The 23,239-nt window shown below is 60.5% G+C and carries 17 protein-coding genes and 1 pseudogene; 13 read left to right on the forward strand and 5 right to left on the reverse strand.

What is annotated here, in order from left to right:
• On the forward strand, window positions 1–5,643 hold a 5,643-nt coding region (locus AC0ZT5_RS30365), incomplete at its 5' end, for a shikimate kinase (RefSeq protein ID WP_488499439.1).
• Between the two features lie 1,104 nt (window positions 5,644–6,747).
• Here AC0ZT5_RS30365 and AC0ZT5_RS30370 read toward each other — a convergent pair.
• From AC0ZT5_RS30370 to AC0ZT5_RS30380, 3 genes and pseudogenes are all read right to left on the reverse strand, one after another.
• Complete coding sequence (locus tag AC0ZT5_RS30370; RefSeq protein ID WP_488499440.1) at window positions 6,748–7,221, reverse strand: hypothetical protein; 474 nt, start codon at window positions 7,219–7,221, stop codon at window positions 6,748–6,750.
• A gap of 196 nt (window positions 7,222–7,417) precedes the next feature.
• Window positions 7,418–7,826, reverse strand: a pseudogene (locus AC0ZT5_RS30375) (IS5/IS1182 family transposase); the annotation flags it as partial.
• A gap of 692 nt (window positions 7,827–8,518) precedes the next feature.
• Window positions 8,519–9,949, reverse strand: a complete 1,431-nt coding sequence (locus AC0ZT5_RS30380; RefSeq protein WP_488499441.1) for a gluzincin family metallopeptidase — start codon at window positions 9,947–9,949, stop codon at window positions 8,519–8,521.
• On the opposite strand from AC0ZT5_RS30380, the gene AC0ZT5_RS30385 reads away from it, so the two are divergent.
• From AC0ZT5_RS30385 to AC0ZT5_RS30400, 4 genes are all read left to right on the forward strand, one after another.
• Window positions 9,900–10,244, forward strand: a complete 345-nt coding sequence (locus AC0ZT5_RS30385; protein ID WP_488499442.1) for a hypothetical protein — start codon at window positions 9,900–9,902, stop codon at window positions 10,242–10,244. The two genes, AC0ZT5_RS30380 and AC0ZT5_RS30385, sit on opposite strands and share 50 nt — an antisense overlap.
• 87 nt (window positions 10,245–10,331) lie before the next feature.
• Window positions 10,332–10,631 carry a hypothetical protein gene (locus tag AC0ZT5_RS30390; protein ID WP_488499443.1) on the forward strand — a complete coding sequence of 100 codons (300 nt, stop codon included), beginning with the start codon at window positions 10,332–10,334 and terminating at the stop codon, window positions 10,629–10,631.
• Window positions 10,632–10,907: 276 nt separating this feature from the next.
• A complete protein-coding gene (locus tag AC0ZT5_RS30395; protein ID WP_488481695.1) occupies window positions 10,908–11,222 on the forward strand; it encodes a helix-turn-helix domain-containing protein in 315 nt (104 codons plus the stop codon).
• Window position 11,223: 1 nt separating this feature from the next.
• Complete coding sequence (locus AC0ZT5_RS30400; protein ID WP_488499444.1) at window positions 11,224–12,495, forward strand: type II toxin-antitoxin system HipA family toxin; 1,272 nt, start codon at window positions 11,224–11,226, stop codon at window positions 12,493–12,495.
• A gap of 298 nt (window positions 12,496–12,793) precedes the next feature.
• On the opposite strand, the gene AC0ZT5_RS30405 is transcribed toward AC0ZT5_RS30400, so the two are convergent.
• Window positions 12,794–12,988, reverse strand: a complete 195-nt coding sequence (locus AC0ZT5_RS30405) for a hypothetical protein (protein WP_488499445.1) — start codon at window positions 12,986–12,988, stop codon at window positions 12,794–12,796.
• Window positions 12,989–13,587: 599 nt separating this feature from the next.
• Between AC0ZT5_RS30405 and AC0ZT5_RS30410 the strand changes: the two genes are divergently transcribed.
• Together AC0ZT5_RS30410 and AC0ZT5_RS30415 are read left to right on the forward strand one after the other, a co-directional pair.
• On the forward strand, window positions 13,588–13,965 hold the full coding sequence (locus AC0ZT5_RS30410; RefSeq protein WP_488481692.1) for a c-type cytochrome: 378 nt from the start codon (window positions 13,588–13,590) through the stop codon (window positions 13,963–13,965).
• 50 nt (window positions 13,966–14,015) lie between these two features.
• Window positions 14,016–15,293, forward strand: a complete 1,278-nt coding sequence (locus AC0ZT5_RS30415) for a molybdopterin molybdotransferase MoeA (RefSeq protein ID WP_488481691.1) — start codon at window positions 14,016–14,018, stop codon at window positions 15,291–15,293.
• 10 nt (window positions 15,294–15,303) lie between these two features.
• Here AC0ZT5_RS30415 and AC0ZT5_RS30420 read toward each other — a convergent pair whose 3' ends face one another.
• Window positions 15,304–15,531 carry a hypothetical protein gene (locus AC0ZT5_RS30420; RefSeq protein WP_488499446.1) on the reverse strand — a complete coding sequence of 76 codons (228 nt, stop codon included), beginning with the start codon at window positions 15,529–15,531 and terminating at the stop codon, window positions 15,304–15,306.
• 1,110 nt (window positions 15,532–16,641) lie between these two features.
• Between AC0ZT5_RS30420 and AC0ZT5_RS30425 the strand changes: the two genes are divergently transcribed.
• From AC0ZT5_RS30425 to AC0ZT5_RS30450, 6 genes are all read left to right on the forward strand, one after another.
• Window positions 16,642–17,859: a cytochrome P450 gene (locus AC0ZT5_RS30425; protein ID WP_488499447.1), complete on the forward strand. Its 1,218-nt coding sequence runs from the start codon at window positions 16,642–16,644 to the stop codon at window positions 17,857–17,859.
• A gap of 42 nt (window positions 17,860–17,901) precedes the next feature.
• Window positions 17,902–18,111, forward strand: a complete 210-nt coding sequence (locus tag AC0ZT5_RS30430; protein ID WP_488481688.1) for a ferredoxin — start codon at window positions 17,902–17,904, stop codon at window positions 18,109–18,111.
• A 191-nt stretch (window positions 18,112–18,302) separates the two neighbouring features.
• Window positions 18,303–18,947, forward strand: coding sequence for a nuclear transport factor 2 family protein (locus AC0ZT5_RS30435; protein ID WP_488481687.1), 645 nt, complete (start codon window positions 18,303–18,305; stop codon window positions 18,945–18,947).
• A gap of 279 nt (window positions 18,948–19,226) precedes the next feature.
• A complete protein-coding gene (locus tag AC0ZT5_RS30440; protein WP_488481686.1) occupies window positions 19,227–20,825 on the forward strand; it encodes an SDR family oxidoreductase in 1,599 nt (532 codons plus the stop codon).
• A gap of 283 nt (window positions 20,826–21,108) precedes the next feature.
• A complete protein-coding gene (locus AC0ZT5_RS30445) occupies window positions 21,109–22,161 on the forward strand; it encodes an LLM class flavin-dependent oxidoreductase (RefSeq protein ID WP_488499448.1) in 1,053 nt (350 codons plus the stop codon).
• A complete protein-coding gene (locus tag AC0ZT5_RS30450; RefSeq protein WP_488499449.1) occupies window positions 22,161–22,859 on the forward strand; it encodes a nitrogen fixation protein NifQ in 699 nt (232 codons plus the stop codon). The genes AC0ZT5_RS30445 and AC0ZT5_RS30450 overlap by 1 nt, the downstream gene beginning before the upstream one ends.
• Window positions 22,860–23,239: the final 380 nt, after the last annotated feature.

A 23,239-nucleotide genomic window follows, 5' to 3' on the forward strand; every position in this document is an offset into this window, starting at 1 on the left:
GCAGCGGCCGCGATCGGCATTGCGGTTCTTGGCCGCCGTGGGGACCGCACCCCCCGACCCTCAGACTTTACCCCGCAGGAACTTGCAAACCTTGTGAACGGTTTCAGCAAATGGCCGGAACAGGCAGAGTGTCAGGAGGTTATAGCCACGGTCGCCGGTGAGGTTCTGCGCCGTGCCGACAAGCTCCCTGGCTTTAATCTGCAGGAGATGTCGAACCTGGTGAACGGCTTTAGCAAGTGGCCGGAAGCGGCGGCTTGTCGCGAGGCTACAGCCACGATCGCTGGTGAGATGCTTCGCCGCGCCGACGGGCTATCTAATAATCTTATCCCTCAGGACTTAGGCAACTTGATGAATGGGTTCAGCAAGTGGCCGGAAGAAGGGGCGTGTCATCAGGCGACCATAGACCTCGCGCACCGACTCGGCTCGGCAAACCTCCGCTTCGGGGCCTTCACCACACCTTCGCTCAGCATGATCGCCAATGGTCTGGCGCGGGAATGCCAGAGGGGAGAGGAGGCCGGAGAGATCAACGAGACCGCTCTGCTGAAGGACCGGCTGCACAAGCTCGCCCACCACCTTCACTATGCCACTGATCGCCTGGAGCAGGCCAACGCTCTGACGATCGTCAACATTTTCAAGGCGCTGGCCAAAGCCCGGCTGTTTGACGATCTCGGATTGCTCGCACGCACGGGGTTGGATCGCCTTCAGGAACTGCATCGTGCGCCTGGATTTGCCGCCGAGAATAACCTGGAAACCGCGGGCAATCTGTGCGCCGCTCTGCTGCCGCTGGCGCGCAGCACGCACAAGCAGCTGCGCTGGCATCGCAGGCAGGCGCTCAACCTGCTCAACGATATCCAACCCGTCGTGGAACAAAAGATCCAGGCGCACCTCAACGCAAGCGATGCCGAGCGGCGCCGTGGACCGTGCTCGACCCGTTGTCCCGCCCTGTCGATCTATCAAGTGTTGAAGACCCGTGCGGTCCTCAAGAGGCTCTACAGACGCCCCTATGTCGAGGGCAACAGGTTCGGTTTGCGGAACAGGCAGCAGGAGTTGCAGCGGGAGACCAGAGGCATCCTGGAACGCACCCGCGATCTTATCGAGCGCGATCTTTCCAATATGAGCTGGAACGTGATCGCGGATATCGAGGCCGATAACCCGCTGGATGCGATAGATTCATTCCTGGAGCAGAATGCAGCAACCGTCCAAGCCCAACATCCTGCATCGGTATTCGACGTGCATCAGGTGCTGCGAACCATGGATCACGAGCCCAGACCGCCGCAGGGCGATGCCGGACTGATGCGGTTGCCGGTCGTTGATATGCGGGGGCAGCGCCTCGCCACGGAGGCCGAGACACGATATTCGGTTTTTCATCGCCTGACCTCGGGGGCGGTGAAGGTGGTGGCGGTGCAACTGCCGGGAAAGCCCAGCACCTTCTTGCTGACGCGCACGCTCACCGTCGAGGGTGTGCCGTACCGCATGGACCTGTTCGGCGGCAGCAAGTTGAAGCCGCCGAGATTGACACTGGCGCAGATCGCGTCACGTCCGCCAGGTGGGCGACTCGAGCCGTCCGGAGGGAAGCTGCTGGCCATTCCCTATAGTGACACGGCAGCGGGCACCGACTTCGAGAGGCTGTCGCGCGCCTGGGCTCCGTTCAAAGAGGCCTATTATTACACGCAGCGCCGGGGGTTCGCCGCGCCACCGGCCATTCAGGGTCTGGGGCCGCACGACTACGCCCTGGAAGGCGCCTTCAAACTGTTGCTGCTGCCGGACCGCCCGGTGGGCGAGGCGCATCCTTTCCAGCTGACTGGGCCGAAGGGACCGATCGCCCTGCAGCCGCATGACGGCTGCGGCTTCATCAAGGCCTCGCTGGCCGCGCTGATGCCGGCTGTTCGCCGGGCCGTTTCGCAAGACGGCCCCGATCGGATGACCGCCTTTGCCGAGGGAAGGAGGTCGTCCGTTCCGGCCTCGGCACTGCAACATTATCCGCGCAGCGAACTGGTGGCGGAGGAGACGTGCGAGAAGGCCAGGACCTGGCTTGAGAGCCAGCAAGGGCGCGCGTTGACGTCCGAAGAGCTGTTTCGAACCGTGACGACCGGACATATCGACGGTCCCGGTGCGGTTGCCGTACCGTCCAGTGATGGCCGCGTCCATGTGCCGAAGCTCAAGAGCGAGACGTTGACGGGCAGGGATGGCGTGCTGATCGGCCGCTCGCCCTATGACAAGCCCAACCTGCGCCCGTTTGCCGCCGGGCAAGTCAGGTCGGCGGCGGATGCGGACCCGACCGCGGCGTTCCTGGATCAGTGCGTGGCCATCCAATACAGTTTGAATGTCGCCGAGAAGCCCGGCAAGGACCTGACGGCCGACGCTCCGACCTTCTTTGCCAAGGGCATTCTGATCGTGGTGCCGGACGCGATGTGGCCGGCCGACTTCGCCGACCGTGGGCTGGTGATGTCTGCCGAGGACGTCAAGTGCCATTCGAACTGGACCACGGGCAAGGACCGCGCCAAGGCGGACACGCCGCTCGACTGCGTCGGCGTCCTGCAGGCGACGGAGGTGTTCGCTCCCGGCTCGCTGGTTGCCGTGCCGACCGGTGAACAGAAGAAGCTCGATGGCGATTTCGACGGCGACACGGTCATTATCGTCGGCGACCGGCCGCAGCTTTATGAGCATGTGCGTCAGTTCGATCAAAAGGAGCAAGCGCGCGGCGTGCGCTCACTCAAGCCGCCCAAGTCGCACACTCCTGCCATCGACGGCGAGCGTTACCAGTTCAGCCGCGCCAGCCAGATCCTCGCCGCCACGCAGAACGTCCTGGAAACCTATACCGGCCTGCAGCGAAGCTTTCTGGCTCAATCGCATGAAGGCCGACACTGGTTTGCCGAGCGGGCCATCTTTGGCGCCTACGAGGGCGTCAACCACGGGCTCAGGCTCGGCCTTCGTGGGCTGTTGGACCAGGACCAGGCGAGCCGGCAGGATATCCAGGACAAGCTCGACACTGCCAGGCACGAGATCGAGGTCGCCAGGCATCCGGTCGCCCGCGAAATGGCCGCTCTGCTCATTTCCGCCCTGGAGGCGTGGGCGGTCGAGCCGGATGCGCAACGCCGGCCCGAACCAGTCGAAAGCGTCAACGACGCTAACCCGGGGCTCAGCGCGGCACTGTGCGCGCTGTTCCCGGATCTGGCCGAGGCCTATGCGGCGACTGCCCAGCCACGCGAGCGCGTCCAGCTCTTGCTCAACCACTATCCCGCGCGCATCGATCCGCGCCCGGATGGTTACAATCCCGACGACCTCGTCGAAAGCGCAAACAATCTCCTGAGCCTCGGCGTCAAGGTCGGCACCGACGCCTATAAATCCGATACTGGCGCCCGCCTCTTCATGAAGAAGAGCGCAGAGCTGCAGCGGCTGCTGCATCAGACGCCGGGCTTGAGGGCCGTTCCCTACGTCAAGGGTCTGGCGGCAACCCTCAACCAGGGCTGGTTCGATGTCGATGCCACTTTGGGAGACCTGAAGGGCAATCCCACCCTGGCGGCTTCAATCATGGAAGCCTCCATCAAACTCGTTGCGCAGCAGGGCATCTTGCCCAAACCGTCTGCGCCGCACCTTGGCAGCGCGGACGGCGCGACGATGACGCTGAGCCGCGAGCAGGCATCGCAGCGCGCCACCATCGAGGCTGCCCGCGCCAGGGAGGAAGAAGAGGAAATCACCGCGGCAGCGCTCGCCGTGGCCGCCAGCCTGGCGACAGCCGGCATCCAGGTGAACATGCCTCATATGAAGCGCCGCTTGAAATCGGAAGCCTCCATGACAGATCATCTGACCGGCATGAGCGCCGCGAGCGGCAGCGATGTGCAGCTGCTCAGCAGCGCCGTGCGCCATGTCTTCGAAATCCCCGACAAGGATTTTACGCGCGCCTTCAAGACCGCCATGCTGGCCTTCGAGGAGCGCGGCTACACCGAGCTCCAGACAACCAACTGGTTCAGATTGCGCGATCCGAGCTTCGTCGGCATCCAGAGCGTGCTCAGCACGCCGGATGGGTACCGCTTCCAGCTGGAGTTCCACACGCCAGGCAGCTACAAGGCCAAGATCGACAATCACGACACCTACAAGGAGCTTTTCGAGCTGCAGCAGCAAGCCGGCGCCGATGGGCTGGAGAAGGCCAAGGAACTGGTCGAGCGCGTGCGGGGAACCTGCAGGCAAGTCGCGATCCCCGATGCTGTCATGGACATCCCCCACTGGGGAGGCGAAGAGGGGACAACGGGCAGAACCAGACTCGCCAGCTTTGGGGTGCGCAGCGTTGAACAGCGAAATCCCCAGACCGCCAGGTCACCGGTCGCAAAAGAGATCTTTGCCGCCCTCAATGGACGGCCGGTCGTGCTGGTTGGCATGCCGGGCGCCGGCAAATCAAGCATCGGTCCCATTTTCGCCAGGCGCCTGGGGCTACCCTTCGTCGATACCGACAAAATAATCCAGACCCAGGCTGGCAAATCGATCACGGAGATTTTTAAGACCGACGGCGAGGCGCGTTTCAGGGAGCTGGAGGCAAGTGTGATCGCGCGTCTGCTCGAGGCCGGCCCCGCCGTGATCGCCACCGGGGGCGGCTCGTTCAACGATGCGCAGAGCCGCAGCCTCATCAAGGAGAAAGCGGTCTCGATCTGGCTCAATACCAAACTCGAAGTGATCGAGGAACGCACCAGGAAAGATACCAGCCGCCCGCTGCTGCAAGGCCCCAACCCGCAGGATAAGATCGCCAGACTGTTGAGCGAGCGCCAGCAATTCTACAAAGAAGCCGATATCGAATTCATTCCACCCGAGAAACAGGATAGAAAGAACGCCAAGCCATGCGTGGAGAGTCTGCACGCCCACCTGTGCTCACAGGCGGGCGCCGCCCCTGGCCCTGGCGTAGAGGACGCCGATCGGCTGCCTGGGCCCGCAGCGCAACCCACCGCCCCGGCGGGACGGGAGCCGGACGGGCGCTTTCTCCCCACCCGTCACGCCCAGGTTGCGCAGACGCATGAAGCCGCTTCTGGCTCGGGCAGCGCACTGCAGGGTCGGCTGGCGCTTGGCCCCACAGATTGGCTGATCGACGACCATATCAACGCGGATTACAGGCTCCTGGACCAGGAGTTGCAGGCACGCTCTCCGGATCTGGCCGCGCGGACGCGTTTCGTGAATCCCATCGTAGCTCATCATCTGCGCTTGGCCGCTGACCGCGATGCGCCAGGCGCATTCCAAGGCATCGTCCACAATCACAATGGCGAGGATACCGCCGACTTCCTGTTCCTGCCAGTCAACGATGCCAATGCCGCCGATCCTGATAGCGGCAGGCACTGGTCGCTGCTGCTGGTTGATCGCCGCGAGCGGGCAAGGCTCGTCGCCTATCACTACGACTCCCTGGGAGAATACCACCGCGCCATTGCGACGCAGTTCGCGGCAAGGCTGGGCGCCGACCCGCAGCCGGTGCGCATGGCGCGGCAGCGCAACGGTTATGATTGCGGCGTCTATGTGGTGGCGGCCACGCGGGAACTGGCTCGGCGGTTGGCGCAAGAACCGCGGCGCGAGTCCCTGCACCTCGACAATCTGGTCGCCGATCGGCAGGCCCTCCAGGGGCGACTGCGGCAGGGCAAGAGGGTCATCAGCGAATCCAAACCTTGAATATGGGCCGATGTTTGCTCAAAAGAGAAAGAAAGCCGAACCAACGGGAGCCCCCGGCGTTTCGATCGCCGGGGAACTTGGTAAAGCTGGGAGGCGTTGTCACGTTGTTTACAATGTGGGCGCGTGAGACCGACACTTCACTTTTCAGGCAGGCCGTGCGCTTACTTTGGGACGGGGCGCGATCAAATTGCTGTATCTGGCTCCCGAGCGTTTTTTTGTCCGGAGCGAGGACGAGCGGGCACGGCTAAAGCAGACGAAGCCATCATGTCGTCGACGAAGCCCATTGCGTCGATCAGTTGGGCCGGGACTTCCGGCGCGAATGCGGCTGCCTCAAGGAAGTCCGCGAAAAGCTGGGCGGGCCGCCGGTCTTGGCATTCACTGCTACCGCGGTGCGGGAGATGCAGCAGCGCATCTTGGCATCGCTGGGCTCCTCTGCACGTTTTTCGACCGAGCATCGCCACCGGAGCAACGCGATATTCGGTCTGTCGACGTTCTAATACCGCGAAACCGACGCTCCGCTATTGAAAAGGCCTTGGAGGGAAGGGTGCCCCTCATCCGAGGTCCGGGGTAGCAACTGCAAGAGGGTGTTGGCGCGGGCGTTGGCGGAGCCGAGGCTCGGCCCTCTTGTTGGCGCGAGGGGCGGCTCCTCTTACTGATCCTGGCGTGGCGCAGGCGTCTGCCGCTTAGCTGTTCTCCGGAGCCTCTCTCGCAACATAGGGGTTTCCAGATTCCCGGAACTCGTAAGATAGGGTTTCCACTGTAAAAGGCTGGCAGCCCAATAGCTCGGCTACTCTGGTATCGAAAAAGGCGATGTTGTAGCCGTCCTCGCCGAATGAGCTTTTGTAAGCAATACCATCGTAACCCTCCGTGAGGGATGCAGGGCGTGATGCCGCGTTCGACGAGCGCCTGGCGGAAGGCAGCGGAACTGTAGGCCCGATCCGCAGGCCGCACTCAAAGGCCGAATACATGCCTGCGCCCGACCGACCTGTCATCAATGTCACAAAGCCCTTGCCACGCGGAGGCCGTCCATACATGCCACTGAACTGCCAGCGGCGATTAGAGCCCCGACCGCTACTGCGCAGACGCGGCGTGACCTTGGCTCGTCTATGCTTTTGCCAGCATGGCCTCTTCCTTATGTTGCATCGAAATTGTGGTGCTGTAATACGGCCAAATGTAAGGTCCACCCGCACCTTGATTCAGGTCTTGATTGATTGCCTCATATCCGGCGATAGCTGGCGGTGTGGACTGGTTGGTTACAAGCAGTTGGAGGGCTGTGACGGGCTGATTGCCTGTTTCGCCGTTTTTCCAGACCATGTAAATGTATTTCCCGCCTGCTCCTTGTTTGAGGTCTTGGCCGGTCCATTGCCAACCAGAAGGCGGATTCGATTGCGCTTCGTTGTATGCAACGAAGCTGATCGATGTCACTGGATTGCTGTTGCCAAGAATATAGCCGATGTAGATGTACTTTCCCCCGACGCCTGTATTTGTGTCGGTTGGCAGGAACTCCCAAGGCGGCTGGTATTTTGGTCCAGAATTGTCATCGACTTGATTCGTCAACTGCTGTATCGGCGTGGTCATTTTGGCACTCCATTTTGTTATGAATAACGACGCCATTTCACTCTTCCGCCAGAGCATCACGAGATCTTTTGTTCGCGCCAGAGCGGTAAGAGCGACTGTCGACCCGCAAGTCTCGCGCCAATTGAAACTATGATGCTGGGACAATGCGCTAACTCTGAGCGCGATGTATCTCGTTTCGGACATTGTCGAAGTTACGACAGCAAGCCTTTGCTGCCCGATCGATACGCTGCGCGCGCTCTAATCTCCTAGGAGTTGCAGACGTGGGATCGTGGGAGACAGCCACGGCGTCTTTCTCTGCGATCACCTGGCGCGCCGGCGATCGGCGTCGTAGGCCGCGTCGCCCATGACGACTTTGGCGGGCAAGCCGCCGCTCAGGGCATAGGCCTGGGGGCAATCACCCTGTTGGCCGGCTGTCAGGGTGAAGCGCACCGGGCAGCCAAGACCTCTGAAGGCCGCATGTTTCTTGGTGGGTCCGCCGCAGGAACGGCCAAGGGCCTGATCTCAGCCCCCTTTAGCGCCCGATGCATATTGATCGCGAGGATGATTGTGGAATCGACAATCAGCTACTCGAAGTCCGGGTCGCCCGACATCGACGCAAAGATGCGCCTTCATGGTTCCCCGGCGGAAGCGAGTTGTTGTTCATCGAAGCGCCCATCGTTCGCTCGCTGGACAAGGCTGAATGATAGTTCAGGCGCCATAATTGTACTCCGGTAGTTGAAGAACGGACCACTGCAAGACGAAGCCTTTGCAGAAGTACTTCCCGCGACGTTGAACCAATCAACAAAGAAGGATGTCCGACAGAGGTGCAACTTGCTGCAGCGGGCGCAGTCCGGATCAACGACCTTCGGGTTCGCGCGCGAAGGACAGCAAACGCCATTCGGTCAAGGAGGATTTTCCCGAAACCGACAGTGATTGAGAAGCCACGCGGGCTGCGCCTGTGATAACTGCAGAGTGAAAGGGTGCCAAGCGACTGCAACGGCCATCCCGACGGCGATGTATTTTATGAAAAAGTGCGCGCCGGGTCTATCGACCCAAGCATCAGTTTTTGGCCACTAGAACGCGCTGAACCTGGCACGCTTTACGATCGGCAGTCCCTTGTCTGTCTTGCCGACAATAAGGTGGGTGGCCCCCGGAGGCAAAGAGCCGTCGGGATTGGCCTCCACGGCTTCGCCTCGTTCGATCAAACCTCGCACGAACGCCGCTTTCTCCGCGTCGTCCGGGACTATTGGTTTGGCCTCCCTTTTAGATGCCACGTTCACTCTCTCAACCATTTTGCACTATCATATTGTCCAGTTTATCATTGGCATCCACAGTTGCAATCGAATAGCAGCCTATCCAAGCGCGCACCACCGGGGGTCGTTACCAGCCGATGTGACTTTAGCTTACGTCCGTGGTCCAGCCGAGCCTCAGGCAAGACAATATCGCCATAGTCCACACGACCTCGGCTAAATAGATCGTCGACGAACATCTGAGCCGCGGTCGCTGCGCCCAGAGGTTGTGCCGACGACAAGTCACCGGCGGCGCTTAATGCGACAAAATGGCGTCTCTGTGATGGCGTCCTGACGAAGAGCACCCCTTTGATGCCGTAGTCATCTGCCGGCAACGCTGTCTCAGACAGGTCTTCGTGTGAGTCAGCAGGGGCAGGGACAGCAGCTCGTTCCGGTGGGACAAAGGCAATACTCGCTGCGGAGTGCAGAGAGAGGATCAAGCGACGCACGTAGATTGCCTTGATGATCGGCGGATATCTGGCGTCCACCGAGCCAGCTGCGATCACCATATTCGCGGCCACTTGCGCGTACCAGTTGGACACCACCGGCGAAGCTTTGATCGCGCTTATGAGAATGCCGGCCAGATCGCTTGCAACTGATAGCAATTCAGCCTCCGTCGGCATCGCTGGATTTTGTGCCCTGGCGGAAAGGGCCGTACCGAGCGACTCGAAGAACGCGCCTGTGAAAACTCGCGAGAACGAGTGCGGCTCGGAGGAAAGGTGTGCTGCCGGAGCCGAAATGGGGAGCGTGCTCGGATCTTGGTAAGCAAAGGAATTTACTGCATTGCGCAGGCAGTCTGCATCTACAGCGTCTGGATGCTGCGCGCGGATGCCCGCACCGAGCTGCTCAGCGAGGCGTGAAAGCCGCGAGTTCCTGTACAGGCGACCGCCTGTATCCTCCAGTACGCTGGTGCGGAGCGACGGTAACTGGATGGCCGACAAGATGGCGCTGATGTCCGCGAAAGATTCATGGAATGCCGCGACTTCCTGGCTGCCTACGTCCCACAACTCCGGCTTGAAGGAGTCCAATACCGCGTGTCCCATCTCGTGGCAAACCACATCGGGGCTCTCTCCCGAATAGACGGTGCCTGTTGGAGAGGGGCCGTGGAAGAAGTTAAGGGCCGTGCGATCATAATAGGCGTTGAGATCGACTCCTTCGTCGAGATTGACCTTCAGGGTCGCGCCGACCTGCCACTTCGTCAGCGGAACGCACGCCGACCAGAAGTCTGCGCCCCTTCGCAATGCTTCCGCTGCAGTCCAATACCTGAAATCGGCCCCTCCGGGAGGGTATCCGCCAGGTTTTGGAGCAGGCTTGGGAAATCCAAAGGCAAGAGGCTTCTTGGAAAGGTCTGGAATGGGTCGGCTAACCAGTATCCCCGTTCCGGGATCGTCCTCCCATACGGAAACCGAATTGCTTGCCTCCGCTTTGGCGTTCTTCGCCGAACCTTTCGCCTTCGCCACTGTCGTCTCCTCTTTGGTTTCGATTGAATGGAACTTCGAACTGTTCGCCACTGGCGGCGCCAAATTAGGATTGCCCGCCTCGGGTGGCAAAGCGGACACGCTCTGGCAGCAATCTGGCTACAAGACGCGATGGAGCATCAACCGTGCCGAGCCTCGCGCGACGCCGATTTTCTTCATGACCATCCATGACATCAAACGCGCGGTTTGCTTCGTCGCCACCAGGCCGCAGGGCGTAACGGAGGGGGCAGCGCAAACCGAAACGGTTGCCGTACGGCTTCGGTCCTCGGGCTCTTGACTTAATCGGCGGCGATATACAGGGATTCGCGAGAGCTTGATGATAACCGCGCAAGGACCTGCTACGGCTGATGGGAGGGGAGGGCCTTTGGACGAGAACGATCCGAAGGAAGAGCTGATCGAGACGATTATCCGAACACCGTCGTGGAGATCTTGCTTGCCTTTTTCGCTCGGCTTCGTCACGCATTGGGCTGCCAACGCCATGCCATGGGGATTTTACGACCTGGTTGCCGTTGTGCCGATCCTGTTCGGCATCGCGTTGCAGATGCGGGCGCTGTCCATGCTGCTCGACATCAGTTCGCTGCGCCGGCCCATCTGCATGGTTAACTCGTCGCCGCGTCCGAAGCACATAGTGGGGCGTCGATGGTTCGCTCTTACCGGCGCCTGAAGCGGATACGGCACAGCAGACGGCCGCCAAAGGCCTTCCTATTCTCTGGAGCAGCAGCAAGGACTCCTTGCTGGCCGTTTCGACCGTATTCGCACGGTTCTGAGCGGCGTCGCCGAGCAGGGGCGGCTTACATCGGACGCCTCCGCTATTGCGATGAATGCCTGAGGCTATGTCGAAATCTCTTCTCATTCGTGGAGATAGGTGGTCAGCCCTTGAATTCGGCCCTGAAAGAACATATATTTTCATATACAGCCATTCATGAGAAACCTTACGTTTATGTCAAAGAGTTCCACATCGCTTGAAATCCTCACTGATGCAACGGTAGTCGCGCTGGAAACGCTTGGCTCTCATCTGCGCATCGCCCGCGAGCGTAGGGGGGACAGCCTGAAGACCATGGCCGCGAGGATGGGGACTTCGATCCCTACGCTGCGCAGGATGGAGGCGGGCGACGCAAAGGTGTCGATAGGTGTTTATGCCGCGGCGCTCTGGATATTTGGTAAGTCCGAAAATCTCGCTGAAATCCTCAAACCGGGAGAGGACGAGTACGCGACAATGCTCGATGTGAACCGAGCAAGCCGAAAGAGAGGGTAACATGGGCGACTTCCGGGGAAATTGGCTTGCGGTCTGGTATCTTGAAAACCCGCTCGAGCCGAGCTTGGTTGGGCGGGTAAAGCTCGAGACTAGCAATCGGAGATGCCTTCTTGAACTGGATGACGAGTGGAGGCGTTCGGGATTCCCTCTCTCTCCGGATCTCGCCCATGACAAGAAGGTGCATGCTCCCTTGAAGGACATGGTGGCTCCTGGCGCAATCGAAGACGCTATGCCGGATCGCTGGGGGGAACGTATGATCAGGGTCGTCTCTCGCCCCCCGCGCATGAGCCCACTCGACAAGCTCTGGTATGCGGGCGACCGCCGTTTCGGTGCGCTTGGGATGTCTTCCAGCTTCGATGAATATCGTCCCGTCGACGAACAGCCACTCATGAGTGTGGATTCACTTCAGGAAGCGGAGGCGCTGATTGCACGCGTCCTCGAGCGTGGACCTCTCAGCGAGCGAGAAAGACAGCTCATCGCCAGCGCCGGCAGCATGGGCGGCGCCCACCCCAAGATGCTGATCGAAGCTGACGGAGAAGAGTGGATCGCCAAGTTTCCGCGCGGCAGCAACGTGGATCAACTCCTTGTCGAGCATGCCTGCATGGAACTGGGGCGCCGAGCCGGATTATACGTCGCATCGTCACGGGTCATGCCCGGCGGTATCGATCATATTCTGACGGTCCGTCGTTTTGACCGTGTTGGGGGTCTGCGCGTCCACGCTGTTTCAGCACGCACGATGCTGGCCTCGGAGACCGACGACAGCTATGCCACCATCGCGGCGATTATCCGACGCCATGGAGTCGCCGACTGCATCCAGTCGATGCAACGAGAACTATTCCGCAGAATGGCGTTCAATATCATGATAGACAACACTGACGATCACACGAAGAACCACGCCTTTCTCCATACCGAGGACGGATGGCTGCTTTCGCCGGCTTTCGACATTCCGACTCAAATGAACGGTCTCGGACAACAGGCGATCCAAATCTCTCCGAGCCCCAGGTTTCTGAACGATTTCAGCATCACACACGCCATGGCGGCGGCGGCTCACTTCGGCATGTCAAAAGAGGATGCTCAGCACGAATGGAACCAGGTGGCCGGATGGATCGGAAGATGGCGGGACATCTTTTCAGAATGCGGTGTCGCTGCGGTCGACATCGACTACCTCGGCGACATCTTGGATTCGCCGGCGATGCTCGAGCATCGCCGGGAGGCTATAGGACCGTCTGATATCGGTTCACCTGACGCGCTGAACGGCAGATGTAGCCCCTAAGCTGGCACGTTCGCGGGGGGCTGAACTTGGTGTCAGTTGCAAACCTAACAATAATGCCGATGCGGAGCACGCCCTGGAGGCGGGCCTGCGCCTTCGCACGAAGACGGCCAGGCATCTCCAGTCGCTAAGCCAGAACCAGGGAATATTTCGTCACCCGTTACCGCCCGGAACTGGCGGCGACCGCCTCGCAGATAAACCGCCTCACCGCCACCCTTGAAGAGGTGGCGGCAAAGGTCACGGCATTGATCGCGCTGCCCGCCAGGTCGCAGCAGGCAGACCCAGCTGCCGCCGGCTAGGTTCAAGGCCGGGATTCAGCGGCCTCCTTGCAGGCGTTGCGGTAGAGCTCCTCGACCTGATTGACGTACATCTCTGCTCGGCACTCAATCTCGTTACCCATGCCGGAGTGAAAGGCCCAAAGGCAATGGTCCAGCGCGCTGCGCGCCACATAAGCTTGGCTGATGGCCTGATCCAGTTCGAAGTCGAATGTATGCATGAAAAGCGAGATCCGACGCGCGTGCAATTGCAGGCGACGTCTGGAGGAGACGCAATCGCAAGGAGTCTGGCTGCGTTAAGCGGCGATGACCGTACCAAATTGATGGCCGTTTCAGTTGTTCTGAACACTGAATGACAATGCGCTTCGCAGCGAAGACAATCGTTGCTCCTTGGCATGCCCCGCGAATGCGCGGACCCTTGGGTCGTTCGACTTCCTGAACCTTCGGCAGCGCACTATGTCCGCATTTCCGAACGTCGCGGACATCCGGCGATGGGTTCCTTTTTTCCAATGAAATCGGCGGTTTTTTCGGTTGGCACAGGCGTTGCAAGCCCTTTGCGACGAGATTCGCCAAATGGGAGGAACGCATGGATCGCTGCAACAAGTTGGCCGACGTCGGTCGCCGCCAAATTTCTGAGGGGAGGAGCGTTTGCCGCCGCAGGGATGGCCACAGCTGTGGCATTGCCAGTGCAGGCACAGGCCAAGGCTGCCCCCGGCTTGGCACTCGCGGAATATCCGTCGAACAGGCTGGCCAATGCCGCTGACAAGAGGGCCAACGAGCCCCTCGACGTCATCGTATGGAAAAAACGGAGAGTTCCCACATGAAATACCTGTTCGTCGGCGCCACAATGGTTTTGGCGTTACTGCCTCCGGCCGCCCAGGCCCAGGATATCGAGGCCGGAAAGACCGTCTTCAAAAAGTGTGCGGCCTGCCACAACGCTGATACCGACGCGAACAACTTCGGGCCAACCTTGAAAGGCGTTGTAGGCCGGACAGCGGGAACCGTCCCTCGCTATTGGTATTCGAAAGCCATGAAGGATGCCGGTGCTGCGGCACTCGTCTGGGATGAGCCGAACCTGACGGAATATCTGGCCAATCCCAAAGCGAAAGTGCCGAAGAATAGAATGGGGTTCCCTGGCCTCAAGAATCCCGACGACATCAAAAACGTCATCGTCTATCTCAAGAGTGTGTCAGGTTAGAAAAACCTTAGGCCGTTGCGTTTCGAGAACAACGCAAGGGAGGAGCGCTCGTGTTTCACGCCGCGAAGCCCGTTTTGAAAGCCGACTGTTCTGCCGGGCAGGGTGGCGAAGCTATCCCGTTCGAGACGGCGGTAGCCAAAGCCGTCGCGCTCGCCAAACCTGTTCGATACAGGGAAACAGTCTCGCTTGCCGGAGCATTGGGGCGGGTTTGCGCGGCCGATATACACTCGCCTATTTCGCTGCCTCCGTTCGACAATTCGGCGATGGACGGGTTTGCCGTTCGAACGGCGGATTTCGATGGGGAGGAGCCTTGGACCTTTCGCGTGGCTGGGCGGGTGGTCGCCGGCGATGTGCGCGCTCTCGAGAACCTCGACCCACGAAATGCACTTCGAATATTCACGGGAGCACCCGTTCCGTCGAGCTTCGATGCGGTGGTCATGCAAGAGCATTGCGAGCGAATTGGCGACACCGTGACGGTGTACGAGCGGCCCCGTCGTGGCCGTCACATTCGTCTCGCTGGCGAGGACGTCAGCGTCGACATGGAACTGGTAAGGCGGGGTAAGGGCCTGTCTGCCAGGGATCTAACCTTGTTGGCAGCGGTGGGGATCGTCGAAGTCCAGGTGCTTCGAAAGATCCGGATAGGGCTGCTCTCGACCGGAACCGAATTGAAGGAACGAGGTGAACCCCTCGAACACGGTCAGATTTACAATTCCAATCGGATCATGTTGCGCTCGTTGCTGGCGACTTGTCCATGGGCGGAAATCGTCGACTTCGGCATGGTCCCTGACAGCCTGGGTCTCCTCGCAGACGTTGTCGCTCGCGCCGTCGCGTCCTGTGACGCCTTGGTTACCACAGGCGGGGTCTCGGCAGGCGAGGAAGACCATATGGTGGCGGCTGTTCAATCTCATGGCGCCGACCTTGATGTCCTCATGGTCGCGATGCGGCCGGGCAAGCCGCTGAAAGTCGGAAGGATTAGGAACACGGTCTTTGCTGGGTTGCCGGGCAATCCCAACGCGGCCCTGATAGCGTTTCGGCAGATTGTCCTGCCTGCCTTGCGAAGGCTGGCCGGCCTTGCGGAGATTCAGCCGCAATGGTTCTCGGCGGTGGCTGGCTTCAACTGCAAAAAGCGGGAAGGCCGAACCGAGTTTGTGCCCGTCCGCATATCCGGCCGCACCGAAACGGGTGAACCTGTGCTGGCGATGCTTGAACGTGGATCCTCGGCCAATTTGATGGCCATTGCGTTGGCCGACGGCATTGCACTCTTGCCGCCTGAGGCTGCCGAGATCGCAGACGGTATGCAGCTGCGCTACGAACCGTTTGGGTCCTGAATTAGAAAGGTCAGCCTGCCCGGCGCAAACCTGCTGTGGCGGCCCTAGCTGATACGAGCAGGCTGGTCTCGTCCCTAAGTCCGTTCTGGAAAAGGCGCACTAGATCAGAGGCAACATTCTCGGCTTCTGGTGATCCCGGCTGGATATGGCCCTCTTGGCAAAGCTGGTCGAAAACCGCTTTCAAGCTTTCCAGGTCGGTCGGGTAGAGAGATGGATCAAGGTTGGGACGGTCAATCATCAAGACCTCCTGCAGGCTAAGAACTTGAACGACAGAAGGGCAGCGGCGGGTCTCCCCCGCTGACAACCGTTCGCGAAATCAAGACCCTCGTTTCCGGTGAAACCCAAAGCCTGAAAAGAGATCCTGCCGACACCGCCGGAGCCGAGGGGCCGAGGGCGCTGTCGCGGCAGAAGATCCTGCACGCGGTTCCGATCCTCGTCGAGCGGCTTCTGGGCATTCTGAAGGATATCCGGGAGGCGCTCGAGCCGCATTTCGAAGGCAAGAAGGTCGCCAAGGGAGCCCTCGTGGGGAAAGTGGAGCATCCGGCACGCCGAGCCGGAGCCGAGCTGCAGAGCCTCGCGGTCTTCGTCGAACTCCCAAAGCAGCAGCGATTGGATCGTTCATCCGGCGCGCTTACCGCATGGAAGCCAGTGGTGGAAGGGTTTCCCAGATTCTTTACAAACTCGGCGGACGCGAGGATTGGCCCGACGCCAGCGAACTGGGCGAGCAGCAGCCCAATGCGTACCTGGGATTGCGGCCAGCACCGACCACATCTCGGCGGGATTCTTCACCCAAATCGGCGAACTTCGGCTTCCCACCCTTTAATTGTCCGAGGGCGGCCGTTTAGCCGCTCCAGGTACACAACATTGGCTTTCAGGTACCAACTTTGGATGTGGCACCACCAAGCCGAACAGTCCCCGTGTCGCGGACGCGACAAAGCTGACCGCACGCGTCGGTTGCCAGACGTTCTCCTGGTAATAATGGGCAGGTAGCATCCACTGCACAGGTCCCAGTGCTGCTTGGCCATTGCTTGGTGAGGGCCATCTGGCACCAATCCGGCACGCAACTTGCTCAGATGATGCGAGGCGTGAGCATTGCGGCACGGAGCTCAGCGACGATTGATCAGTTTCTCAGCTTCAATGGGGATCACCAGCAGCTATGCTCTAGGGCGCGTAGCACGAAAGAGATGCCTTGCTGCTTGAATTGGCGACCGATCTCTTGCGCGCTAATGCGCACGTCGCCTGCATCGCACCGTAAGCAACGCGCCTGAGCTGGCACTTACCGGGCGCGGGCATCGACCTTTATGGCCGGTGGTGCAATCTCAATCGACGGCTGAGGTCAGGAGAACCAATGGGGAAAAATTCCGTTCCAGATCATATCCCACCCGAAATGGTGAGGGATTTCAGCCTGTTTACGTCGCCCGGGATGTCACCGACTCCCAACGGAGATCCGCACGCAGCAGTTGCTTGCGTCCATGCCGGGCTTCCAATTTTTTATTCGCCCCTCAACACGCGCGACGGCCAGGGTACCTGGGTAATCACGCGCGCCAGCGACCAGCGCCGGGTGCTGCAGGACACCGAAACTTTTTCCAGCCATCGCAGCATCTTTGCCTCCGCGCTCGGCGAAAACTGGCCGATGATCCCACTTGAACTCGATCCTCCGGCCCATGGCGCCTTTCGCGCATTGCTCAATCCGCTGCTTTCGCCAAAGCGGGTATCGGCATTGGAGCCAGCTGTCCGCGAAAGGGCAATCAGGCTCATCGACGGGATCGCAGCATTGGGCGCAAGCTGCGACGTCATGAACGATTTCGCATTTCCCTTCACGGTCAACATCTTCCTCCATCTCCTAGGGCTGCCCGATGACCGGATCGACATATTCGTCGGATGGGCGAGAGATCTTCTCCACGGCGACGATGTGAAACGGCCCGCCGCTGCCCGAACGATCGTGGCCTTCATTGACGAACTTGCGGCCGCCCGCCGCCAGGACCTGGTTGACGACTTCATGACCTTTATCGTGCAGGCACAGGTCGAGGGCCGCCGGCTGACGAAACAGGAAATCCGCGGCGTCGGCGTGCTGGTTTTCGTTGCCGGGCTCGATACGGTTGCAGCAGCTATAGGCTTTGACTTGGCTCATCTGGCGCGCAACGTCCAGGATCAGGAATTGTTGCGAAGCGAACCGGACCGGATCCCGCTTGCGGCCGAAGAATTGCTGCGCGCCTATTCGACCGTTCAGTTGATCCGTGTGGCAACGAAAGATATCGACTTCGAAGGCGCGCCGATCCGCAAGGGGGACTATGTTTCCTGCGCCACGATGATCGCCAATCGCGACCCGGCGGAATTCGAATGTCCAAACACGGTCGATCTGGCGCGGGAGGACAACCCCCATGCCACCTTTGGCTATGGGCCTCACCGTTGCCTTGGCTCACATCTTGCTCGGCGCGAGATCGTCATTGGCTTGGAGGAGTGGCTGACGCGCATCCCAACGTTCCGGATCAAGGAGGGTACGGCGCCCATCACTGTCGGCGGGCATGTGTTCGGGATCGAAAATCTGGTCTTGGACTGGTCCTAACCAACTCCCACAAACCGGGGCAATGACAATGGAGGCAGAGCCATGCGCATCATCGTCCATAACGACAAATGCCAAGGACACGCGCGATGCGCGGCGCAAGCGCCACGCATCTTCAAGCTTGATGACGCGGGTTACATCCTTCCCGGTGACATCGAAGTTGCGGAAGGGGAGGAAATCACTGCGTCGCGAGGCGTGCGATCCTGCCCCGAACGTGCACTTGAACTCAAACGTACACCCTGCAGCACGGGTTGAGCCGGACGTCATTTCGGCGGGCAAGAAAGGACCGCTCAGGTGGCCTGCATATGGTAACGGACGAACCCTCCCATCCACTATCTTACTCGTCCAACGTAGGCGCATCTGCGTGTCGGGACGCTCCCACTACTGCTAGGACGCCGCGGCTCGCAAAACACACTCTTCCAATCACAAAATTTGTGGCAAAGCTAATGGACCACCAGCCGAAAATTACCGAGCTCCTCGACCGTGAGGCGATCCGCGACTGCCTCTATCGGTACTGCCGCGGGATAGACCGTGCGGATGAGGCGGCGCTTAGCAGCGCATACTGGCCCGATGCACAGGACAATCACGGGGCCTATTGCGGCCCGGCAGAGGGCTTCATTCAGTTGGCGCTGGGTGTCTTCAAGACCGGACCGCGCAACATCCACCAGATCACCAACATCCTCATCGAATTCATTGGTCCGGTAGATGCCGCGGTCGAGAGCTATTTCACCGCGTTGCAACGCGGGCCGGACGAAGATGGAGAACCACGCCAGACGCTCCTGTGTGGCCGTTACTGCGACCTGTTTCAGAACAGGGAAGGGGAGTGGCGGATTGCCGAACGAACCGTGGTCTACGATTGGCTCGAGCAGCAGATCCCACCAGCGGTCGTTGAGGCGGAACGGTTCGGCCCGCGACGGCCGATCGGAGCACCGCATCCGCACGATCCGGTCTACAGGCTTGGAAAGCGTCGCGTTCCTTCCCCCCTGGCCCCCTCACAGGTTTCGAACGACAAAGCCGCGCGGTCAATGGAGGCTAAAGGCTATGAGAACTTTGCAATGCCACAGCGATCCCGGCGAAAGACTGTTCGGTGAGAAGGGGCATCGGATTGCCTTTCTGCCCCACGACGGCGTGAGCGGTCTGCTCTGCCCCACTAGCGGCTTGACGACGCTGGGGTGCACCGACTGGCTACCAAGGTAACCTGTCCTTGACGGGTCCCTTCGCAGGATCGGCTACCAATTCGGAAGTTGGACCGCAGCCGGATCGCTGCATCGTCTATTCAGGTCGTGGCCAGGACGCTGTTTTACCGAGACATCATTTTGCCACGCAAACTGATGGGCTGAGATCGTTGAAGGGAGCGCGGAGAGATTTTCATGAAGCAGGCAGGACGCACCGTCGTCATTACGGGCGCCGCGGGCGGGATCGGCCGCGCCCTGGTCGATATTCTTGTCAGGGACGGAGACACTGTTGTTGCGGTAGACCTCGCTGGCAGCGGGGTCGTTGAACTGGCCCGTGGGCTCGGCCATCCGCATCTCGGCCTCGAGTGCGACATCTCGCGAGAGGGGGATGTCCTCGCGCTCTACGGTCGAGTCGAAGCACAGTTCGAGCACATCGGCGTCCTCATCAACAACGCCGCGATAGGGCCCAGCATGGCTGCGAGTGTCGATACCAGTGTCGACGCTTTCCGTCTCGCCTTGGAAGTAAACTTGATTGGACCCCTCGTCATGGCCCGCGAAGCGGCGAGGCGCATGAAGCCGGGCGGTGCCATCGTCAACGTCGCTTCGATGGCGGGCGTCGTCGGCAATCCCAAGCGCAACGCCTACGCTGCCTCGAAGGCCGGCCTGATCTCATTGACGAAGTCGCTTGCATGCGAGTGGGCTTCTCGCGGCATTCGCGTGACGGCGGTAGCGCCGGGCTACGTGCGCACGCCGATGGTGATGGAACTGGAACGCGCAGGCAAAATGCATCTAGCGGCAGTGCGCCGCCGCGTGCCGCTGGGTCGCTTGGCACGCCCGGATGAGATCGCCCTCGTTGTGCGTTTTCTGACCAGCGCTCGGGCGCGCTACATTACCGGTTCGGTGCTGGCGGTCGACGGAGGCTGGATGTCATTCAACCAGCCGGGAGATGCGCACCAGCCGGTGGATGGGACCCCCCAGGCCGAACTCTGCCGTCCTGCCGAGGGTACGGGGGCGCGAGTCGTGCTTGTCACAGGTGGTGCGAACGGTATAGGCGCGGCCGTCGTTCGCCGCTTTGCCGAGAGCGGCGATACTGTTGTGATCGCTGACAAAGATGGTGCCGCAGCGGCAGAACTGGCTGCGTGGCTCCGCGGCAACAATCCGGCCAAATGTGTGGACGTGGCCGTCGAGAGCGAGGTGGTGGCGCTATTCGAGGACCTGCGGGGACGCTTCGGGCGTGTCGATGTGCTCGTCAACGGTGCTGCTGCCGACACGTCGTTGTTGGGAATCGAAGAAATACCCGAACACAGCAAACACGTCCTGGATGTCAATCTTACCGGCGCCTTCACTTGCGCACGCGAGGCGATCAAGGCGATGTGCCCTGGCGGCGTGATCCTCAATCTTGGATCGATCAATAGCTTTTTGCCGTTTGTGCCGCGCCATGTCTATGGCGCTGCCCAGGCTGGGTTGGACATTCTGACCCGATGCCTGGCGGCCGAACTCGGGCCTGTCGGCATTCGCACAGCCACGGTAGCTCCTGGTTATATCTGCGCGCCTGGCTCTGCTCAGTTAGCGAAGGTCCGTCGCATCGACGCCACATCGATCCAGCGGCGCATCCCGATGGGCAGGTTGGGAGAGCCGGAAGACGTCGCTGAGGCCGCGTTCTTCCTGGCTTCGTCTGCCGCCTCATACGTTAACGGTTCCACCTTGTACGTGGACGGCGGCTGGACCGCGTTCGGTGATGCGGGGAACGCCAGCGAACTCGATACAGAGTACTTTGCTGAGGCAGCGTGTTGACCGGCGACTTTTCGCCAGGCGCCGGGGCTGAGGATATCCAAGGCTTCAACTCCGCTGCGCCCGGCGCCCGCACTGCTTCGGCCGAAGATGTGAATTCGGGCGATGACGAAAACGTCCGTCCTCATCGTGGTCAAAGCAGTTCCAACCGCTCCGCGTGCCTAGCCACCCAATTGCGAGCGGTGCAGCAAAACCAAGCCGCCGGCAAGGCTGGCCGCAGCCAAGGCCTGTGCGCGTATTTGGCGCTTCTCCGACAGGCTAACTCACCTGTAAACAAGGAAACCTCATGGAATTCGCAACCTTCATCCTGGCCGCCCAGCGAGGCTATCATCAATCGTGCGACAGCGTCATCCGCAACTCCATCGAACAGGCCACCGTTTCGGAGCAAGCCGGCTTCGCTACCGCCTGGTTTGCCGAGCACCACTTCAACAATTACAGTCTGATACCCTCGCCCCTGATGATGGTGGCGCACTGCGCCGGCATGACGAGCACTATTCGCCTTGGCACTGCTGTGTGCGTGCTGCCGCTATATCAGCCGCAGCGCTTGCTTTCAGAAATCGGCTTCGCCGACATCGTGGCGAACGGCCGCCTCGAGCTTGGCGTCGGCTTGGGATACCAGAAATTCGAGTTCGAACGCTTCGGCGTCAATATCGATGAGGCGGCGGCCGTGTTTTCGGAATACTTGGACATCCTTCTGAAAGGCCTCAACCAAAACATCTTCGAGCACGACGGCAAGTATGTGAACATACCTCCGACGGCGATTGCGCTGCGTACGCTCCAGAAGCCGACCCCGCCGATCTGGATCGCTGGGGGAGCCGCGCGCATAAGGCGGGCTTATCGTGAGGGGCACAATTTCTTTGTCACGGCATTTCACAATGGCTTGGAGGGTTTGACCGCGCTGCGCGAAGCAATCGAGAAGTCGGCGGCTTCCGAAGGGAAGAATGTCACGGACGCCAAGATATGTCTGCTGCGTTGCTGCTATGCCAGCGATGATGAGGCAGAGATCAACAGTTATCTCGACAACGCCCGTTTTCAGCGCCGGCTGTCAGAAGCACTGCACCAGCGCCGTCAGCAGAGCCCGGACGGCTATCTGCTAAACGAGACGCCGACGCAGCAGGATTTATCATTCGAGAAGATGCGCCAGAACCTGCCGATCGGCAGCGTGAATCGCGTGATTGACCGCCTGCTGGAAGAGATCGACATCTTGAAACCCGACCAGGTCGCAATTCAGACGCAACTGGGCGATTTCGACCACAAAACGATGCTACGCCAGATCGAGCTCTGGGGAGACCAGATCATCCCAGCGGTCAGCAAGTCGCTCGCTCTTCAGGGCGATTGATGGGACGGGACCAGGAGCATGGCACCCATGCGGCGCAGCACCATGGCTGCCCCGGCACTGGCAAATCGCCGACCGAGTTGCAGTTTGACCGGCATGCGCTTGCCTGTGTGCTTTCGAGCGCGCTTGAGGAACTCGAGGCCGGCAAGGCGACGGCGACACAAGCAACCGGTCTTTCGCGAGCTGAGCTGCGCGATGTCCTGACCGGCAGCTTCCCCGCAGTCGCCGTCGACGCGTTCGCCTTGGAGGAGGCGGGCGAGCCCCAGCCGGACCCTGAGGAAGAACTTCTGCGCGAGTTGCTGCTCGCGCATGCCCGGCCCGGCGACCCGGCCAGCGCCCGGTTCGCCAAGATCATCGCCCGGCGTGCCATGCGCAACGACCATCTCTGGCAGGACCTTGGCCTTTTCAACCGAAACGAGCTCAGCCGCCTGCTTGCCACGCATTTCCCGACGCTTGCGGCCGGCAACACCCAAAACATGAAATGGAAGAAGTACTTTTATCGCAAGCTCTGCGAATCCGAAGGATTTTCACTATGCAGCTCGCCTAGCTGCCGTGAATGCAATGATTTCGAAAGCTGCTTCGGCCCGGAAGACGACGAAAGTCGCCTGGCACGGATCAAGAATGGCATCGCGTTGGACCAGGAGGCGCTCTTGCCGGCGTCCGAGGCGCCAATCTCGCGGGCGCCAATCTCACGCCGTTGAGCCAGAGCGGCTTCTTCCAGGCGCCCTTGCACGGGAGGAGAGGAAAATTCAATCGGCCCGATCAGGGTAAGCGGGCCGAGCACGGTTCGGGTAGCGACCTGAGTGCGGTCCGGACAGAATCTTGAGAGAACGAACAAACGGATCGCCGGGACCGAGGCCTTTCGTGCCAAAACACGCGGCTCTGGCTGGAATGTGGTATCCGACCGCGGCAACACGATCCGAGCCATTTCTTGTAAACCGGTCGCTACGGCGCTTTTGAGGGCGCGCTCCCTCGTTCCCTACCGTTTCAGCCTTTGTTCGACGCACGGCGGCCGCAAAGAACATCGCGCGCGGCGCTGACGCCCCTCGTCCCGACACGGCGGGCACACGACAAACCGTCG

This window comes from Mesorhizobium sp. CNPSo 4670 (assembly GCF_057784235.1).

Excerpts from the sequence above, each read along its gene's own strand:
- AC0ZT5_RS30400 (WP_488499444.1), top strand. The coding sequence starts at position 11,224 with ATGGGCGACTTCCGGGGAAATTGGCTTGCGGTCTGGTATCTTGAAAAC.
- AC0ZT5_RS30405 (WP_488499445.1), bottom strand. The coding sequence starts at position 12,988 with ATGCATACATTCGACTTCGAACTGGATCAGGCCATCAGCCAAGCTTAT.
- AC0ZT5_RS30450 (WP_488499449.1), top strand. The coding sequence starts at position 22,161 with ATGGGACGGGACCAGGAGCATGGCACCCATGCGGCGCAGCACCATGGC.
- AC0ZT5_RS30370 (WP_488499440.1), bottom strand. The coding sequence starts at position 7,221 with ATGACCACGCCGATACAGCAGTTGACGAATCAAGTCGATGACAATTCT.
- AC0ZT5_RS30420 (WP_488499446.1), bottom strand. The coding sequence starts at position 15,531 with ATGATTGACCGTCCCAACCTTGATCCATCTCTCTACCCGACCGACCTG.
- AC0ZT5_RS30410 (WP_488481692.1), top strand. The coding sequence starts at position 13,588 with ATGAAATACCTGTTCGTCGGCGCCACAATGGTTTTGGCGTTACTGCCT.
- AC0ZT5_RS30435 (WP_488481687.1), top strand. The coding sequence starts at position 18,303 with ATGGACCACCAGCCGAAAATTACCGAGCTCCTCGACCGTGAGGCGATC.
- AC0ZT5_RS30445 (WP_488499448.1), top strand. The coding sequence starts at position 21,109 with ATGGAATTCGCAACCTTCATCCTGGCCGCCCAGCGAGGCTATCATCAA.
- AC0ZT5_RS30430 (WP_488481688.1), top strand. The coding sequence starts at position 17,902 with ATGCGCATCATCGTCCATAACGACAAATGCCAAGGACACGCGCGATGC.
- AC0ZT5_RS30395 (WP_488481695.1), top strand. The coding sequence starts at position 10,908 with ATGTCAAAGAGTTCCACATCGCTTGAAATCCTCACTGATGCAACGGTA.
- AC0ZT5_RS30440 (WP_488481686.1), top strand. The coding sequence starts at position 19,227 with ATGAAGCAGGCAGGACGCACCGTCGTCATTACGGGCGCCGCGGGCGGG.
- AC0ZT5_RS30425 (WP_488499447.1), top strand. The coding sequence starts at position 16,642 with ATGGGGAAAAATTCCGTTCCAGATCATATCCCACCCGAAATGGTGAGG.